15 protein-coding genes are annotated in these 14,808 nt (G+C 71.0%); 6 read left to right on the top strand and 9 right to left on the bottom strand.

Translation table 11 applies throughout. The features are described from left to right. The first annotated feature begins 41 nt into the window (after nucleotides 1–41). Nucleotides 42–494, top strand: coding sequence for a type II toxin-antitoxin system prevent-host-death family antitoxin (locus RKD05_RS04165; RefSeq protein WP_424708218.1), 453 nt, complete (start codon nucleotides 42–44; stop codon nucleotides 492–494). Between the two features lie 116 nt (nucleotides 495–610). Here RKD05_RS04165 and RKD05_RS04160 read toward each other — a convergent pair whose 3' ends face one another. Continuing rightward, the gene (locus RKD05_RS04160) at nucleotides 611–1,468 is read right to left on the bottom strand and encodes a LysR family transcriptional regulator (RefSeq protein ID WP_424708217.1); all 858 of its coding nucleotides are present in this window, start codon (nucleotides 1,466–1,468) and stop codon (nucleotides 611–613) included. Between the two features lie 137 nt (nucleotides 1,469–1,605). Between RKD05_RS04160 and RKD05_RS04155 the strand changes: the two genes are divergently transcribed. Together RKD05_RS04155 and RKD05_RS04150 are read left to right on the top strand one after the other, a co-directional pair. Further along, the gene (locus RKD05_RS04155) at nucleotides 1,606–2,295 is read left to right on the top strand and encodes an isochorismatase family protein (protein ID WP_424708216.1); all 690 of its coding nucleotides are present in this window, start codon (nucleotides 1,606–1,608) and stop codon (nucleotides 2,293–2,295) included. Between the two features lie 131 nt (nucleotides 2,296–2,426). Further along, complete coding sequence (locus tag RKD05_RS04150; protein WP_424708214.1) at nucleotides 2,427–3,260, top strand: universal stress protein; 834 nt, start codon at nucleotides 2,427–2,429, stop codon at nucleotides 3,258–3,260. A gap of 112 nt (nucleotides 3,261–3,372) precedes the next feature. Here RKD05_RS04150 and RKD05_RS04145 read toward each other — a convergent pair whose 3' ends face one another. The 3 genes from RKD05_RS04145 to RKD05_RS04135 form a co-directional block, all read right to left on the bottom strand. Continuing rightward, the gene (locus RKD05_RS04145; protein WP_424708213.1) at nucleotides 3,373–4,203 is read right to left on the bottom strand and encodes a universal stress protein; all 831 of its coding nucleotides are present in this window, start codon (nucleotides 4,201–4,203) and stop codon (nucleotides 3,373–3,375) included. 73 nt (nucleotides 4,204–4,276) lie between these two features. Beyond that, entirely contained in the window at nucleotides 4,277–4,912 is a 636-nt protein-coding gene (locus RKD05_RS04140) for a response regulator (RefSeq protein WP_022879173.1), read from the bottom strand. Then, nucleotides 4,909–6,591, bottom strand: a complete 1,683-nt coding sequence (locus RKD05_RS04135) for a GAF domain-containing protein (RefSeq protein ID WP_424708211.1) — start codon at nucleotides 6,589–6,591, stop codon at nucleotides 4,909–4,911. Before RKD05_RS04135 ends, RKD05_RS04140 begins: the two co-directional genes overlap by 4 nt. Before the next feature lie 120 nt (nucleotides 6,592–6,711). Here RKD05_RS04135 and RKD05_RS04130 point away from each other — a divergent pair, with 120 nt between their 5' ends. Beyond that, on the top strand, nucleotides 6,712–7,239 hold the full coding sequence (locus tag RKD05_RS04130) for a pyridoxamine 5'-phosphate oxidase family protein (protein ID WP_424708209.1): 528 nt from the start codon (nucleotides 6,712–6,714) through the stop codon (nucleotides 7,237–7,239). A gap of 39 nt (nucleotides 7,240–7,278) precedes the next feature. On the opposite strand, the gene RKD05_RS04125 is transcribed toward RKD05_RS04130, so the two are convergent. From RKD05_RS04125 to RKD05_RS04115, 3 genes are all read right to left on the bottom strand, one after another. Then, the gene (locus RKD05_RS04125; RefSeq protein WP_424708207.1) at nucleotides 7,279–8,544 is read right to left on the bottom strand and encodes an RNA polymerase sigma factor; all 1,266 of its coding nucleotides are present in this window, start codon (nucleotides 8,542–8,544) and stop codon (nucleotides 7,279–7,281) included. Between the two features lie 38 nt (nucleotides 8,545–8,582). Next, nucleotides 8,583–8,939, bottom strand: coding sequence for a YciI family protein (locus tag RKD05_RS04120; protein ID WP_424708206.1), 357 nt, complete (start codon nucleotides 8,937–8,939; stop codon nucleotides 8,583–8,585). A 176-nt stretch (nucleotides 8,940–9,115) separates the two neighbouring features. Then, nucleotides 9,116–9,952, bottom strand: coding sequence for a universal stress protein (locus RKD05_RS04115; RefSeq protein WP_424708204.1), 837 nt, complete (start codon nucleotides 9,950–9,952; stop codon nucleotides 9,116–9,118). A gap of 158 nt (nucleotides 9,953–10,110) precedes the next feature. Here RKD05_RS04115 and adhP point away from each other — a divergent pair, with 158 nt between their 5' ends. Beyond that, entirely contained in the window at nucleotides 10,111–11,169 is a 1,059-nt protein-coding gene (adhP, locus tag RKD05_RS04110; protein WP_424708203.1) for an alcohol dehydrogenase AdhP, read from the top strand. A 122-nt stretch (nucleotides 11,170–11,291) separates the two neighbouring features. Here the strand turns inward: adhP and RKD05_RS04105 are convergent, their stop codons facing one another. Together RKD05_RS04105 and RKD05_RS04100 are read right to left on the bottom strand one after the other, a co-directional pair. Next, on the bottom strand, nucleotides 11,292–11,729 hold the full coding sequence (locus tag RKD05_RS04105) for a helix-turn-helix domain-containing protein (protein ID WP_424708202.1): 438 nt from the start codon (nucleotides 11,727–11,729) through the stop codon (nucleotides 11,292–11,294). Nucleotides 11,730–11,906: 177 nt separating this feature from the next. Further along, complete coding sequence (locus RKD05_RS04100) at nucleotides 11,907–12,716, bottom strand: hypothetical protein (protein WP_424708200.1); 810 nt, start codon at nucleotides 12,714–12,716, stop codon at nucleotides 11,907–11,909. A gap of 609 nt (nucleotides 12,717–13,325) precedes the next feature. Between RKD05_RS04100 and RKD05_RS04095 the strand changes: the two genes are divergently transcribed. Further along, nucleotides 13,326–14,777 carry a DUF222 domain-containing protein gene (locus tag RKD05_RS04095; RefSeq protein ID WP_424708198.1) on the top strand — a complete coding sequence of 484 codons (1,452 nt, stop codon included), beginning with the start codon at nucleotides 13,326–13,328 and terminating at the stop codon, nucleotides 14,775–14,777. The last annotated feature ends 31 nt before the right edge of the window (nucleotides 14,778–14,808 follow it).

Here is a 14,808-nt window from a genome sequence, read left to right as displayed (position 1 = left end):
AGGCGGTTCAGTTCTGAACTAATTCTGAATAGAATGGGTGCATGGCTGCCACGATCATCCGCACGGAGTTCCAGTCTTCCGAGCTAAGTCGCAACTCTTCGGAGGTGTTCGAGGCTGCCGAGGAACATCCGGTCGTCGTGACTCGCCGAGGCGCCGAGTCGCTGGTGCTGATGACGGAGCGTGAGGCGGAGGCGAAGCGCAGCCTGCTGGAGTTCGCGGCCGCGCTGATCGCGGTGACCACGGACGACCGCGGGACTCTCGCCGAGCGCATGGCCGACCGGTTCCCGTGGATGTTCGCTCTCTCGGAGACGGATCGGACGGAGTGTGCTCGGGAGCTCGTCGATGCCGCTCGAGCCTCTTTCGCCACTCAGCAGCCGCACCTCGCCGTCGCGACGATGACGAGCTGGCGGGAAACCGCCGAAGCGATCGCCGCGGGTCTCGGTGCCGCGCCGATCGACTGGATCGAGGAGGACGTGAGCGTGGAGCGCCCGTAGGCGTGGCGAAGGAGGAGCCTGTCTCCCGGCCGATCAAGAAGAGCGAGTTCACGATCGTGTGCGCCAGCAGGCAGGTGCGACGAAGTAGCCGGATCGCCGTCCCTCTCGGCCGTCCGCTATGTCAGCAGATCCATCATCGCCGCCGCCGCGGGGGTGCAGCGGCGGGCGGCGGCGATGACGCCGACGTCCCAGCGGACGTCGTCCTCGAGCGGGATCCGGATCAGGTCGCCGAACTGCGCGAGCAGGTGGTCGGGGAGCAGCACGTACGCGAGTCCGCTCGCGACGATCTCGGCGGCGGCGTTCAGGTCGTTGACCTCGTAGGCCACGCGCTGGACCGCCGCCGCGTCGTCGAAGGCGCGGTCCGTGATCGTCCGCAGGGCCCAGAACGGGCAGAACCCGACGGCGTCGCGCTGATGGAGGTCGCGCAGCGCGAGCGATTCCCGGTTCGCGAGCTCGTGCGACGCACCGACCCCGACGCTGAGGTTCTCGGTGTACAGCGTCTTCACGAAGAGCCCGGGCTCGGACGGTCGACGCAGCGGGGCGACGGCGAGGTCGAGCGAGCCGTCGTTCACGGACTCGAAGAGCCTCACGGTCGGTGACTGGCGGAGTTCGATCCGGACCTGGGGGTGGGCGGCGCGGAAGGACGCGAGCGCGGGCGCCATGCCCTTCCACGCTCCCTGGGTCACCCCGATCGACAGGCTCCCGCTGAGCTCCGCGCCGGTCGGCGAGACGAGGTCGCGGGTGTCATCCACGAGCCTCAGGATGCCACGGGCTCGCTCGAGCAGCACGGTCCCCTCCGGCGTGAGGGCCACCCGGTGGGTGGTCCGATCGAAGAGGGGCGTTCCGAGTTCGGTCTCGAGGCCCTTGATCTGCGCGCTGATGGCGGACTGCACGACGTGGCAGCGGCGCGCGGCCCGGGTGAAACTCAGCTCCTCCGCCGCAGAGACGAAGTACTCGAGTTGCTTGAGCTCCACGCGGCTCCTCCGATCGTTTTCGCAGATGACGCAAATCTCGGACGGTCGTCACGAACGGGGCATGGGCGGCCGATGTATGCGTTTGCATGGATAACGGCGCATCCGCCGCACTCATTCCTCGCCCCGAAAGGCATCCCATGAACTCCACCGCCGGTCTCATCGCTCCCGAAGACGCCGTCCTGCTGATGGTCGACCACCAGAGCGGACTGCTGCAGGTCGTGCGCGACATCTCGATCGCCGAACTGCGCATGAACGTCGCCTCGGTGACCAAGGCCGCCACCCTCGCCGGCGTGCCGGTCATCGCGACCGCGTCGGTGCCCGCCGGAACGAACGGCCCGCTGATCCCCGAGGTGTTCGACAACGCCCCGCACACCACCTACGTGTCGCGCCAGGGGCAGATCAACGCGTGGGACGTCGAGGGCTTCCGCGCCGCGGTCGAGGCGACGGGGCGCAAGACGCTCCTCATCGCGGGCATCATGACGAGCATCTGCGTGGTCGAGCCCGCGCTGGCCGCGCTGGCCGACGGCTACACGGTGTACGCGATCATCGACGCGTCGGGCGCGTACTCGGACGCGTCGCAGCGCATCTCGATCGCCCGTCTGACCCAGGCTGGTGTCGTCGTGGTGGACACCGAGGCCGTCATCAGCGAGCTGCAGCAGACCTGGGCGCGCGCCGACTACGCCGAGTGGGGCGCGCTGCACTCCGCCGTCATCCCGTCGTACTTCGCCGCCGCGGAACTCGCGCAGCGGTCGGCCGCCGAGGCGACCGGTGGGGAGGGTGCGGACGCCGAGGTCAAGTGGGCCGAGGCGCGTCGCGTGAGCGCCTGACGCTCCGGGTATCGGAAGAGGCCCCGCGGTGTGCGCGGGGCCTCTTCGCTTCCCGCGGGACCTTCGCCCCTGCCGTTCCCGCCTGCCGCGCCTAGCGTGCGGGGTATCGGAACGGTTCGAGGAGGTGCCCCGTGGAGAGAATCGTGATCGGTGTCGATGGCAGCGCCGCGTCCCGCTCGGCGCTCGCGTGGGTCGCGGAGCGCTGCGGGCGACACCCCGCCGAGGTCGATGTCATCCATGTCTCTCGGCATCCGGGGTCCGGTGCGGACGACCCGCTCGTCGTCGCGGAGCAGATTCTGGGGGACGCGACGCCGGGACAGGTCGTGCGCGTACATCGCGTGGACGGGCCGGTCGCGCAGACGCTGGGGGAGAAGTCCGCCGACGCGGATCTGCTCGTGATCGGCGTCGACCCGGCGCACCCGGTGCGCGCGGCCCTCGGCGGCTGGCTTCCGGTCCGCGTGATCGGCCGGACGCACGCGCCGCTGTGCATCGTCCCGGCGGGGTGGGCGCCGCGACCGGGTCACCGCGTCACGGTCGGGTGGGAGGACGACCTCTCGTCGACGGAGGCGCTCACCTTCGCGGCGACGGAAGCCCTCGGCCGCGACGGTCGGCTCCGCGTCGTCCACGCGTGGCACCTGCCCGAACCCGCGGCCGACGGCGCGGTGGCGCTCCTGGTGCGGCCCGACCATGTCCTGCAGGAGCATCGGGAGCTCCTGGATGCCGCGGTGCAGACGCTCGAGCGCCGGTTCCCGACCCTGCACGTCGAGGCGGAGTTGACGCGCACCTCCGCCGCCGAGGCGCTCGCGCGGCACTCCGAGACCGCGAGCATGACGGTCATCGGGACCCACCGGGACGGCGTGCTCGCGGGCGGCTACCTCGGGTCGGTGGCGCAGGATCTGCTGTGGCGCACGGGCTGCCCGGTGGTCGTCGTGCCGTCGTCGAGCTTCCCGCCGCGCGGGCACTGAGACCGGAGGAGATCCGGGGAGGGGAGGATGCCACGACCCGGGGCCGTCCTCCCGTCGCCGAATCTCCTCCCCTCCGCCGGTTCCACCGCCGGCGCCGGACGCCCGCGCCGGATCAGACCAGCACGCGGGCCGGGGGCACGACGCAGATCGTGCGGTTCAGTGAACCGACCAGGTCCAGTCCGATCGATCCGATGAACCCGCCCACGACGACCCCCCGACCGTGGGTGCCGATGACGACCATGCTGCTGCGATCGGCCGCGCGGGTGAGCGCGGAGGTGGGGTTGTCGCGCACGAGTTCGGTGACGATACCGAGACCCGGGTACTCGCGGCGGACCTCGGCGACGGCGGCATCCAGGATCTGCTCGTGCTCGGCGGCGACGCGCTGGGTGCTCGGCAGAGCGGACGCGTGACCGCGCAGCACGGAACTGCCCATGAGCCACGAGTGCAGGATGCGCAGCGGAACGTCGGCGGCCGCCGCGGCGCGGGCGGCGAAGAGGAGCGCGGACGCGGACGACGCGTCCTCGTCGAGGCCGACCGTGACCGGATCATCGGATGCCACCCACCCGGCGGGGACGAGCACGGTCGGTGCCCCACTGCGTGCGGCGGCGCGGAGAGGCAGCCATCCGCTCAGCGCCGACCGCATCCGGAACCCGGTCTCGATGCCGAGAACGAGGAGCGCGGCCCCCCGTGCGGCCTCCGTGAGGGTCGCGGGCATGAGCCCGTCCAGACGCACCACGTTGGCCGGCAGACCCGGAACGAGGTCGCGCCAGTGGCGGGCGGCGGCATCCAGGATCCGGTCCGCTGCGACCCGATCGGACAGGAACATGTTCGTGACGAGGACGATGTCGAGCTCGAAGCTCTCGACGCGGGCCCTCTCGGCCGTCCATTCCAGCGCCGCCTCCGACGCGGGGCTGCCGTCGAATCCCAGAACGACCCGCTCCATGGCGCTCTCCTCTCGAACGCCCCGAGAGTAGGCGGCGAGAGGGCGGATCGGGCGGGCCGAAAGTCCCGCGGCGTCAGAGGTCGGGGTGCCCCAGCCGGAAGACCGCGGCCTGCGTGCGCGAGTCCACGCCCAGCTTCATGAGCACGGACGACACGTAGTTCTTCACGGTCTTCTCGGCGAGGCCGAGACGCTCGCCGATCTGGCGGTTGGTCAGCCCGTCGGCGATGAGCGTGAGCACCTGCCGCTCGCGGAGGCCGAGCGACCCCCAGCGCGGGTCGTCGTCGCCGGCGCCGTCGCGCAGGCTCGACGCGGCCTTCGCCGCCGCGGCGGTGTTCAGCAGCGAGCGCCCGGTGCTGACGGCGCGGATGTCCTCGAGCAGGCGCATCGCGCCGATGTTCTTGAGGAGGTACCCGGATGCGCCCGCGAGCACCGCGGCGTACGTCGCGGCGTCGTCGTCGTACGCGGTGAGGATGAGGCACGCGACGTGCGGCATCGACGAGCGGATGCGGCGGCACAGGTCGATGCCGCTCCCGTCGGGGAGGCGCACGTCGAGCACGGCCACGTCGGGCCGGGCGGCCTCGATCCGTGCGAGCGCCTGACGGACGGTGCCGGCTTCGCCGACGACCTCGAAACCGTCCGCGCCGTCGATGAGGTCGGACAGCCCGCGTCGCACGATCTCGTGGTCGTCGACGAGGAACACACGGATCATCGGGGGTCCTTCCGGGAGTCGCCGAGGGGGACGCGCCACTCGGCGCGCGTGCCGTTCGCGCCGGTGTCGACGGTGAGCGAACCGCCGCGGGCCTCGGCCCGCGCGGCGACGTTGGCGAGGCCGCTCCGCCGGGTGTTGCGGATGCCGGACCCGTCGTCGGCGACCACGACCGTCACGCGGTCGCCGTCCACGCCGACGTCGAGCGAGATGCTGTCCGCGTCGGCGTGCCGCACGCTGTTGGTCAGCAGCTCGCGGGCCACCCCGACGATGTCGTCGGCCAGGGAGCCGGTGAGGGCTGTGTCGACGGGGCCGGAGAAGCGCAGCGCCGGCGGTCGCGGCAGGGCGCCCGACACCTCCGCCACGACGTCGATGAGCCGGTGGCGGAGCGAACTCCCGTCCCGCGCCGACAGGGCGAAGATCACCGTGCGGATCTGGGTGATCGCGTCATCCAGCTGACCGATGACCTCGTCGACCCGCGTCCGGTCATGCGTCTCGGCGAGTGTCGCGGCCATCGACTGCAGCGTGAGACCCGCGCCGAAGATCTGCTGGATGACGTGATCGTGCAGGTCGCGCGCGATGCGCGCACGTTCCTCGGTGAGCATCGCCTTCTGCTGCGCGCGGCGCGCGTGGGTCAGTTCCAGCGCGATCGCCGCCTGCGACGCGAGGTCGCCGAGCACCGCGCGCTCGACCTCGGTGAACTCGCGCTCGCCGGGGGCGCGCGCGACGGTCACGACGCCCCACGTGCGCCGACGCGTGCGAAGCGGAGCGGCGACCGCGGGTCCGGTCTCGTCGTCGGCGGTCAGTACGGCGGGGTCGGCGGGACCGGTCGGGCGTGCGGCGGTGGGCACCCGGATGCCACCCCGTTCGAGTGCCGCGCCCGCGAGGCCGCTGCCCGCGATGACCGTCATCCCGAGGATGTCGAGTTCGCCCGTGCCGCGCGCGGCCGCGACCCGGAGCACGTCCGCGACATCGGTCGGCACGAGCACCGTGACCCGGCAGCTCGCCGAGAGGTCGAGCACGCGCCCGGCGATCAGGTCGAACACCTCGTCGGGCGGGGTCGACAGGATCGCCGCGGACAGCTCGGCCGTCGCCGCCGTCCAGGCCGCGCGGGTCCGTGCCTCGTCGAAGAGTCGGGCGTTCTGGATGGCGAAGCCGGCGGTGGATGCCAGACCCCGGACGAGTTCTTCGTCTTCGGCGGAGAACGAGCCGCGGCGCGCGTTCGTCAGGTAGAGGTTGCCGAACACCTCGCCGTGGACCGAGATGGGAGCGCCGAGGAAGGAGTCCATGCGCGGGTGGTGCGCCGGGAAGCCGGCGGCCCGCGGGTCGGACTGCAGGTGCGGCAGCCGGATCACGCGCGGGTCGGAGATGAGCGCGCCCAGGATGCCACGCCCCCGGGGCAGGCGTCCGATCTCGGTGGCATTATCCGGCGTGATCCCGACGTGGATGAACTGATCGAGCGACGCCCGATCGGCGGCGAGCACGCCGAGCGCCCCGAACTCGGCATCCACGAGCTCGACGGCCGCCTCGACGACGCGACGCAGGACGACGGGCAGTTCGATCTCGCCCACCACCGTCTCGACGGCGTGGAGGAGACCGCGCAGGCGATCCTGCGACGATGACGCGCTGTCCGACCCCGAGAGCGCGGTGCCGGTGATCGGTCCTCGACTTTCCGTCGTCATCGGACGCCCCCTCTCCCCGTTTCTCCAATCTACGACCGTGCGCGCGAATCCCGCCACGGCGGGGGACCTTCGACCCGCCGCCCGCGGGCGGGGCGCGGTGGACTGGGGTGGGAGGTTCCCATGGACCACGCACCGAAGAAGCCCGCGACCGTCGCCGAGGTCGGCACGGCCGAGTGCTGGCGCCTCATCGAGACGAAACGGCTCGGTCGGCTCGCGCTCGTCGACGCCGCGGGCGAACCCGTCATCTACCCGGTGAACTTCGCCGTCGCGGACGGCATCCTCTATATCCGCAGCGCGCCCGACGCGAAGCTGCGCCTCCTCACGTCGCACCCGACCGTCGCGTTCGAGATCGACGGCGAGGAGGCCGGCGAGCGATGGAGTGTGGTCGTGCGCGGAGAGGCGGCGCACGTCGACCTGGATGCCGAGCTCCGCCGCAGCCGCGAGACCGGTCTGCGGTCGATGAGCCCGACGCCGAAGCCGCACGTCATCCGCATCGCGCCGCGGAGCGTCACGGGGCGCCGGTTCCGGGAGCGCGAGGAGCGTGAGCCGCTTCCGTCGCTGATCTTCCGGCCGCGCGCCGAGACGCTGCCTCCCGCGGCCCAGCCCCCGCACCCGATCGCGAGCCTCGCGCCGCGCGCGGACGTGTGAGGTTCCGCTGACGCCGTGACCGGCACGGGTCGTGCCGCTCTACTCGATCGGGGGATCGGGGCGACCGATCTCGGCCAGTCGATCCTCCAGGAACACCTGCTCCGCGGCGTTCACCGTGAGTTCTCGCGCGCGCCGGTAGGACCGGGCCGCCGCGTCGGCGTCGCCGAGACGCTGCAGCAGATGGGCCCGGGTGCTGTGCAGGTAGGGGTAGTCGGCGAGCCGGCCGTCGGTCGCCAGCTCGTCGAGGAGCGGCAGCGCGGCGGCGGGACCATCGGCGAACGCCACGGCAGCGGCTCGGTTGAGGGCGACGACGGGGGTGTTCCAGACCTCTAGCAGGAGGTCGTAGAGGTGCACGATGCGCGGCCAGTCGATCAGCTCGGGGGAGGGGGCCACCGCGTGCACGCCGGCGATCGCCGCCTGCAGGGTGAAACGGCCCGGCGGGCCGGATGCCAGCGCCCCCGCCGTCACGGTGAGTCCCTCCAGGATCGCGCGCTGGTTCCACCGCGTCCGGTCCTGGTCGGCGAGGAGAAGGAGTCGACCTCGCTCATCGGTCCGAGCGGCTCGACGCGCGTCGATGAGGAGCAGCAGGCCCAGGAGGCCGCGGGCTTCCGCCTGCTCGGGGAGTAGCGCTGCCAGCGTGCGGGCGAGGTGCACTGCCCGGTCGCAGAGGTCCTCGCGGACGAGCGCATCGCCCTCGCCGGCCGTGTGGCCGGCGCTGAAGAGCAGGTGCACCGTGGTGAGGACACTGTCCAGCCGCTCGGAGAGCTCTGCGCGCCCCGGCACTCGATAGGGGATTCGCGCTGCGGCGATCTTCTTCTTGGCCCGGGTGATTCGCGCGGCCATGGTCGACTCGGACACCAGAAAAGCCCGGGCGACGTCGGGGGTGGGAACACCGCAGACCAAGCGGAGGGTGAGGGCGACGCGGACCTCGGGCGCCAGGGCCGGGTGGCAGCAGGTGAAGACCAGCCGGAGCCGGTCGTCCGGCACCGCCGCATCGGGATCGTCCTCGTCGGCGGGATCGTGCGGGTCGGTGCCGGCCGGCTCCACGAGAAGCGGAAGCTTTCGCCGGAGGGAGACCTCGCGGCGCAGCCGGTCGAGCGCCTGGTTCCGCGCCGCGGTCGTGAGCCACGCGCCGGGTCGCGCCGGAATGCCGTCTCGCGTCCAGGCCTGCAGTGCGCGTACGTAGGCCTCCTGGGCGCATTCCTGCGCGAGGTCCAGGTCGCCCGTGACGCGCACGGTGGCCGACAGGACGAAGGCCCACTCGGAGCGGTGCGCCTCCGCCAGCGCGGCACCGACCGCGTCCACCTGCCCGGCGGACGCGGTCGGTTCGTCGCCCCCGGCGATCAGAACGGATTCGTCGTCGGGTCCACCACGGGACGCACCTCGACGCCCCCACCCGGGGCCGGGCACAGTCTGCCGATCTCGATGGCGTGGTCGAGGTCACGCGCCTCGACCACGTAGAAGCCACCTAAGGCCTCCTTGGTCTCGACGAACGGGCCGTCCGTCAGCGCACCGCCCGTCGTGATCTTCGTGGCCGTCGTCGTGGGCGCGAGCGCGGCGCCGCCCTCGATCGAACCACCGAGTTCAGCGACCTGCCGCGTGAACGTGTCGTGGGCGTCGATCACCGCGCCCCACGCTTCGGGCGACATGTTCGTGTAGAAATTCGGGTCTTCGTAGATGAGGATCGCGTACTTGGCCATGGGATGCCTCCTGCACTGGGTCGCGGGCCGGCCTGTCCGGCTCCGTCATCACTGACGACGAACAGCCTGCCGCCGGATCGACAATCGGGCGAGAACTTTTCGGCAGCAGCACTCCGCGGGTGACCGCGCGCTGCCTCCCTCTGACCCGATCGCTCGCCTGGGCGGCCGGCTCCGCCTCACCGGACGACGACGGTGACCGTCGGCAGGTGCGACAGCACCGCGTGGCTGGTCGAGCCGAGCAGGAACCGCGCGACCGCGCCGCGGCCGTGGCTCCCCACGACGAGGAGCCGCGCCGAGTGGGCCGTGCGGGTGAGCACCTGCGCGGGGTACCCGGACTCGACGATCGTGGTCACCGCGAGGTCCGGATAGTCCTGGCGGAGCCCCGCGAGGGAGATGGCCAGATCCTCCGTGGTGATGTCCTGAATGCGGTCGATGTAGTCCTGGGGGTACTCGTCCAATTCGAACGGCACCGGGACGGGGGACCACGTCATCACCGCGGTCAGGCCCTCGCCCGTGCGGTCGGCCTCGGCCGCGGCGAAGGCGATCGCCCTCTCCGACGCCTCGGACCCGTCGACACCCACGACCACGCCCGCGCGCTCGCGGGACACGATCTCGGGCACGACGACGACCGGGCAGCCGGCCGCGGCGGTGATCCGCACTCCGCGGACGCCGCGGAGCGCCGAGCGGTCCTTCGCGAAGTCGCTGCCGATGACCAGCAGATCGACCTGCTGCGAGACGTCGACCAGCCGCGCCACCGGGTCGCCGCGCTCGATCACCGTCTCGGCATCCACCCCCGCCGCCCGGGCCCTCTCGGCCGCGTACTCCAGGATGGCCTCGGCCCGGCGGGTGGCGTGGGCGATGAGGGTGTCCTCCGCGCCGATGCCCCACGCGGTGCCCACCACCGACACCAGTCGGAGCCGCTCCCGCCGCGCGACCGCGCGCTCGATCGCCCACTGCAGGGCGTTCTGCGCCGCCGAGGCGTCGGTCACTCCGACCGCGATCGTTCCGTTCATGATCGTTCCTCCGCTCGTGCCGTTCGGGCCGCTCGTGGTGCGGACCGGCTCGTTTCCGATCCTCTCGCCCGCCGGGTGAAGCCCGCGGGACCTTCGGCCCACCGCGACGAGGGGCACGGGCGAAGACTCGAGGCAGGCAAACGATCCAAGGAGAGATCATGCGCGCAGCAGTCGTCGAACAGTTCGGTTCGCCCGCCACGGTGGAGGAACGGGCGATTCCCCAACCCGGACCGGGGCAGGTCCTGGTCCGCCTGGAGACCTGCGGCCTCTGCCACACCGACATCCACGCGATGAACGGTGACTGGCCCGTGAAGCCGCCCCTTCCGCTGGTCCCCGGGCACGAGGGTGTCGGCATCATCGAAGGGCTCGGTGCCGGCGTCACGACCCGCACCGTCGGGCAGCGCGTCGCGATGCCGTGGCTCGGCCACGCGTGCGGCGAGTGTCGCTACTGCGTCGACGGGCGTGAGAACCTCTGCGAGCAGCAGTACAACAACGGCTACGGCGTCGACGGCGCCTACGCGGAGTACATGCTCGCCGACGCCCGGTTCGCGGTCCCGGTGCCCGACGGGGTCACCCCGCTCGACGCCGCCCCGCTCACGTGCGCCGGCGTCACCACGTACGCGGCGGTGAAGAACGCCCACGTCACGCCGGGCGAGACCGTCGCCGTGTTCGGTATCGGCGGCCTCGGCCACCTGGCCGTGCAGTACGCGCGGCTCGTCGGCGCCAAGGTCATCGCGGTCGACGTGACGGACGAGAAGCTCCAGCTCGCGACCGAGCTCGGCGCCGACGTCGTCGTCAACGCCCGCACCACCGACGTGGTCGAAGCGATCCGGCAGCAGGGCGGAGCCGACGCCGCGATCGTCCTGGCGGTCGCACCCTCGGTGTTCCGACAGGCTTTCGACTCCCTGAACCGCGGCGGCCGACTCGTGCTGGTGTCGCTGCCCGCGGACGGGGAGCTGACGATCCCGGTGTTCGACACGGTGCTCAAGGGCATCAGCGTCATCGGTTCGATCGTCGGCACGCGCCAGGACCTCGTCGAGGTGTTCGCGCTGCACGCCCTCGGTCGCACGCGGGTCATCACCCAGACCCGTGACCTCGCGGACGTGAACCGCTCGGTGGAGGAGGTGCTCGCGGGTTCGGTGCCGGCGCGTCTGGTCTTCGCGTACCACACGGCCGACCTGGTGCCCGTCACGGAGGCAGTGGAGACCGTCTCGTAGCGCGGTCTCTTTCGGGCCTGCCTCCCACGCCGGCCGGCCCCGCGCGGGGCGGGGCCGGCCGGCTTGCGGCATTCGGCGCGGGGAGGGGTCGGAGTCGTACCGTGCCTGGGCGGACTCCTCCGTCATCCCATCCGAGCGCTGCGCCTCGCGAGGAACCGCGCCGCCGCGGCGTTGTAGTGGCGCACCGACGTGAACCCGGCTTCATCGACGATCTTCTCGAAGGTGCGGATCTCGGCGAGGCGACGCTCGACGACTTCCAGCCGGTACCGTTCGATCTCTCGGCGCGGTGTCGTGCCGTTGGCGGAGAAGACCCTGTGGAGGTGGCTCACACTCACGTTGAGCCTTCGAGCAAGTTCGCTGACGTCGAAGTCCGGGTCGTGGAAGTGCTCTTCGATCACGGCCTGCGACTCCGAGAACAAGTCGGCGCCGGAGGAAACATCGACGGATTCGACGTGTCCGCCGATGACGGGCGAGTCTGTGGCGAGTTCGACCGCGTCGACGGGATGAGTGTGGATGTGCTGCCGGGGAAGGTCTCCCGCGCTCAGGTGTGCCTCGCTCATGTGTTCAACTCCTCGTCTGCGAACAGCGACGAGGCAGGGGCGGCATGAGAGCCGGCCAATCGATCGTCGCTCGGCGCGAAAAGGTTGCCATCTCACCCGCTTGCCGTGATCGGCAGGAGGGCGATCCTGGCCAGAACGAGTCGTCGCGTGGCCGAAAGCGGTTCGGGGAGCCAGTTATCAGACGCGACGCAGAGCGGACCGAGCCTGCCGAGCACTGCTGAATCCCGACATTTCAGAAAGATGCTCGAATGCGCGGGTAACGCCGAAATGCTTGAGCAGGTCGTTCAATTCTCGAACGCGACGCCGTTCGATCTCCGTGCGCGGTGTCGTACCCATGGCCGCGAAGGCCCGCCGCAGTGTCCGCTCCGAAACCAGGACCTCTGCGGCAATCGTCGTGGGGGTCAGGGCGACATCGTTGTAGCGCTGTTCGATCACGTGCATGGCCTCTCCGTAGACCAGATCAGGGCGCGAAGATGGGACGAGTCGTGCCGGCTGCCGCACTGTCTCGAAGACGGCCGCAAGCAGGTTCTCCGATGCGTTCGCGAAGTACCCGGACGTGGTGACGGCGGAGTCGGCCTCGAGCGCACTGTTCGTGAGCGCGCCGGCGATCTTCCACACTTCCGGACCCACGGGCAGCGGTTCCCCGATCCGTTCGCGGACGAGAGGATTGTTGAGCACGGTCGGTTTCAGCTTCCACAGATACCGGGCGGACGCCGACGAAAGGTGGATCGTGATATCGGCTTCGGCGTTCATGAAGACCATATGGTCACGGCTGACGTCCATGGATGTGCCGTCGTATGTGAGCGTCCCGCCTCCCTCGATGGTGATGAAGGCGTACATCGCGCCCGGTTCCGGGATTCCTTCGTAGAGGCCGGTGGGTGACCACGCCCGGCCGATGTAGTAGGAGGACGTTCCCACTCCGTCGGCCTGTAGGCCGGTCGTATCGCCAAGGTTTTTCCACCCGAGCCCCGAGATGTGCTCCTCCATGTACTGCTCCCTCCTCAGTCATTCAGGTCGGCCGTGGACACCGTGCGGTTCTCTTCGGGCCGGCGTTCGTCGAAGCGCATATGGCCCGGCGCGCGGACGCGACGACGCGCGTCCGGCTGTTTCGCCTGGGGGAAGCTGACGGCCAGAGGCTCTCCGGGATCCGGCCCAGGTCGTGGAAGCCATGGCCGCTGTCGGTGCCTCGCGGGCGCTGCTGGTCAGTGCGCCGGCTGCTCTCTGGAAGCCGATCGTGGCCGGACGGTCGTTACTCGAAGCCCCAGATTTCGATGGCGGAGCGTGCTGCGTTGAAAACGCGCGCGGATGCCGCTCGCGCGGTCCGTGATCCTTCGGTTTTCTCATCAAATGGGATAGAAGTATTCCACGGAACGGTTCAATGATGTCGCGTGTGCGATCAAGCGAAGCGGTGATGAGAATATCGCGTCACGAGTCCGACAAGAACCTCCCGTGCGTTCTGGATCTTCCCGTGACTGCGGAATATTTCTCGCGGGAATTGCTCGAGCCCTTCCTCCCCAGCGCGCCTTGTGGGCGATCCGTCCCCATCGGGGTGGGTGGGGCGGGTTCGATGTCGGAGGCCGTCGTTAGCATGCATGCATGTCCTTCGATCCGGTTCCGACACCACGCGATGAGGGGGCTTCGGCCCTCTCGTCGGTGCTGGTCGAGGTGCGGGGAGTGGATGCCGAGCTCGCGTCCGCCGAAGCCCGGCGGGTGCGGGCGCTGGCCCGGGCCGGGCACCTCGCCCTCGACTCTTCCGCCGAGGTGCGGGCGTCGTCGAAAGCGGCGGAGCTGGCGTTGCGGGAGGTCGCGTCCGAGATCGCGGCGGCATCCTCGCTGTCGGATCGGTCGGTGCAGGCGCAGATCGGGCGGGCGATGACCCTCGCCGACGACTTCCCCGTCACACTCGACGCGTGGGAGGCGGGGGCGCTGACCCGCACGCATGTGCGGGTGATCGTGGATGCCGGTCTCCCCCTGCCGCAGGAGCGGAGGCGCGAGTTCGATGTGCTCGCCGTCGCCACCGCCGACGAGTTGAGCCCGGGGCGGTTGAAGACCCGACTGGCCGCGTTGGCGGAGTCGCTCCAGCCCACCACGTTGACGGAGCGGCACCAGCGGGGACGGGTGACCCGGTGCGTGCGGGTCGTGGCGGGAGAGGACGGCATGTCCGACCTGATCGCGACGCTTCCCACGGTGCTCGCGGTAGGGATCTACGACCGCCTCGTGCAGCAAAGCGCCGCAATCATCGACCAGCGTCGAGACGCCGCGCGCGGCGCCACCGCCGCGGGGGAACCTGCGGGTGGCCGTGAGGAAGGCAACGACCGCGGCGACAGCCGTGGCGCCCCGCCCGCTCCCGCGCCCGACACCCGCACCGCCGACCAGGTGCGCGCGGACATCCTCGCCAACCTGCTGCTGACCGCAGCGCCCGATGCCGACCCCACCCGCACCGACGATGGCCCGGGCACCCTCGGCGCGATCCGCGCGCGGGTGCCGGTCGTGGTCCCGGCGTTGACGATGCTCCGCCCCGGCACCGAGAACTCCGACCCCGCGCACCTCGTCGGCCACGGACCCATCGACGCTCCCACGGCCCGCGCTCTGGCCGAGACCACCCCCGTCCCCTGGGACCGGGTCATCACCCATCCGGTCACGGGGGAGGTCCTCCGCACCGACACCTACCAGCGGACCACCGCGATCGACCGGCACCTCCGCGCCCGCGACCGCCACTGCCGCTGGCCCGGCTGCATCACCCCTGCCATCCGCTGCGAGGTCGACCACACCCACGACCACGCCCTCGGCGGACCCACCGACGTCACCAACCTCGCCCACCTGTGCCAAAGACACCACACCCAGAAACAATTCACCCGCTGGAAAGTCCACCAACACCCCGGCGGGGTACTCAAATGGACCTCCCCCACCGGACGCGTCTACATCGACGAACCCCTGCCCTACTCACCCGCCGTCCGATTCCTGCCCGACGACCCCACCCCTGAACCGCCACCCGCGACTGACCCGCCACCCCCGACCGACCATAAACGCGAACCAGCACCGTTCTGAACCTCAGCCGGGCCGTTCTGAGCGGCCCGCC

Source organism: Microbacterium sp. SLBN-111 (assembly GCF_049739645.1).
Taxonomy (GTDB): domain Bacteria; phylum Actinomycetota; class Actinomycetes; order Actinomycetales; family Microbacteriaceae; genus Microbacterium.
The sequence above is the reverse complement of the archived record's forward strand: the minus strand, read 5'-3'. Positions and strand labels throughout refer to the sequence as shown.

Coding starts and splice junctions, on each gene's coding strand:
- RKD05_RS04165 (WP_424708218.1), top strand. CDS start 42: ATGGCTGCCACGATCATCCGCACGGAGTTCCAGTCTTCCGAGCTAAGT.
- RKD05_RS04155 (WP_424708216.1), top strand. CDS start 1,606: ATGAACTCCACCGCCGGTCTCATCGCTCCCGAAGACGCCGTCCTGCTG.
- RKD05_RS04145 (WP_424708213.1), bottom strand. CDS start 4,203: ATGGAGCGGGTCGTTCTGGGATTCGACGGCAGCCCCGCGTCGGAGGCG.
- RKD05_RS04140 (WP_022879173.1), bottom strand. CDS start 4,912: ATGATCCGTGTGTTCCTCGTCGACGACCACGAGATCGTGCGACGCGGG.
- RKD05_RS04135 (WP_424708211.1), bottom strand. CDS start 6,591: ATGACGACGGAAAGTCGAGGACCGATCACCGGCACCGCGCTCTCGGGG.
- RKD05_RS04130 (WP_424708209.1), top strand. CDS start 6,712: ATGGACCACGCACCGAAGAAGCCCGCGACCGTCGCCGAGGTCGGCACG.
- RKD05_RS04120 (WP_424708206.1), bottom strand. CDS start 8,939: ATGGCCAAGTACGCGATCCTCATCTACGAAGACCCGAATTTCTACACG.
- RKD05_RS04115 (WP_424708204.1), bottom strand. CDS start 9,952: ATGAACGGAACGATCGCGGTCGGAGTGACCGACGCCTCGGCGGCGCAG.
- adhP (WP_424708203.1), top strand. CDS start 10,111: ATGCGCGCAGCAGTCGTCGAACAGTTCGGTTCGCCCGCCACGGTGGAG.
- RKD05_RS04105 (WP_424708202.1), bottom strand. CDS start 11,729: ATGAGCGAGGCACACCTGAGCGCGGGAGACCTTCCCCGGCAGCACATC.
- RKD05_RS04100 (WP_424708200.1), bottom strand. CDS start 12,716: ATGGAGGAGCACATCTCGGGGCTCGGGTGGAAAAACCTTGGCGATACG.
- RKD05_RS04095 (WP_424708198.1), top strand. CDS start 13,326: ATGTCCTTCGATCCGGTTCCGACACCACGCGATGAGGGGGCTTCGGCC.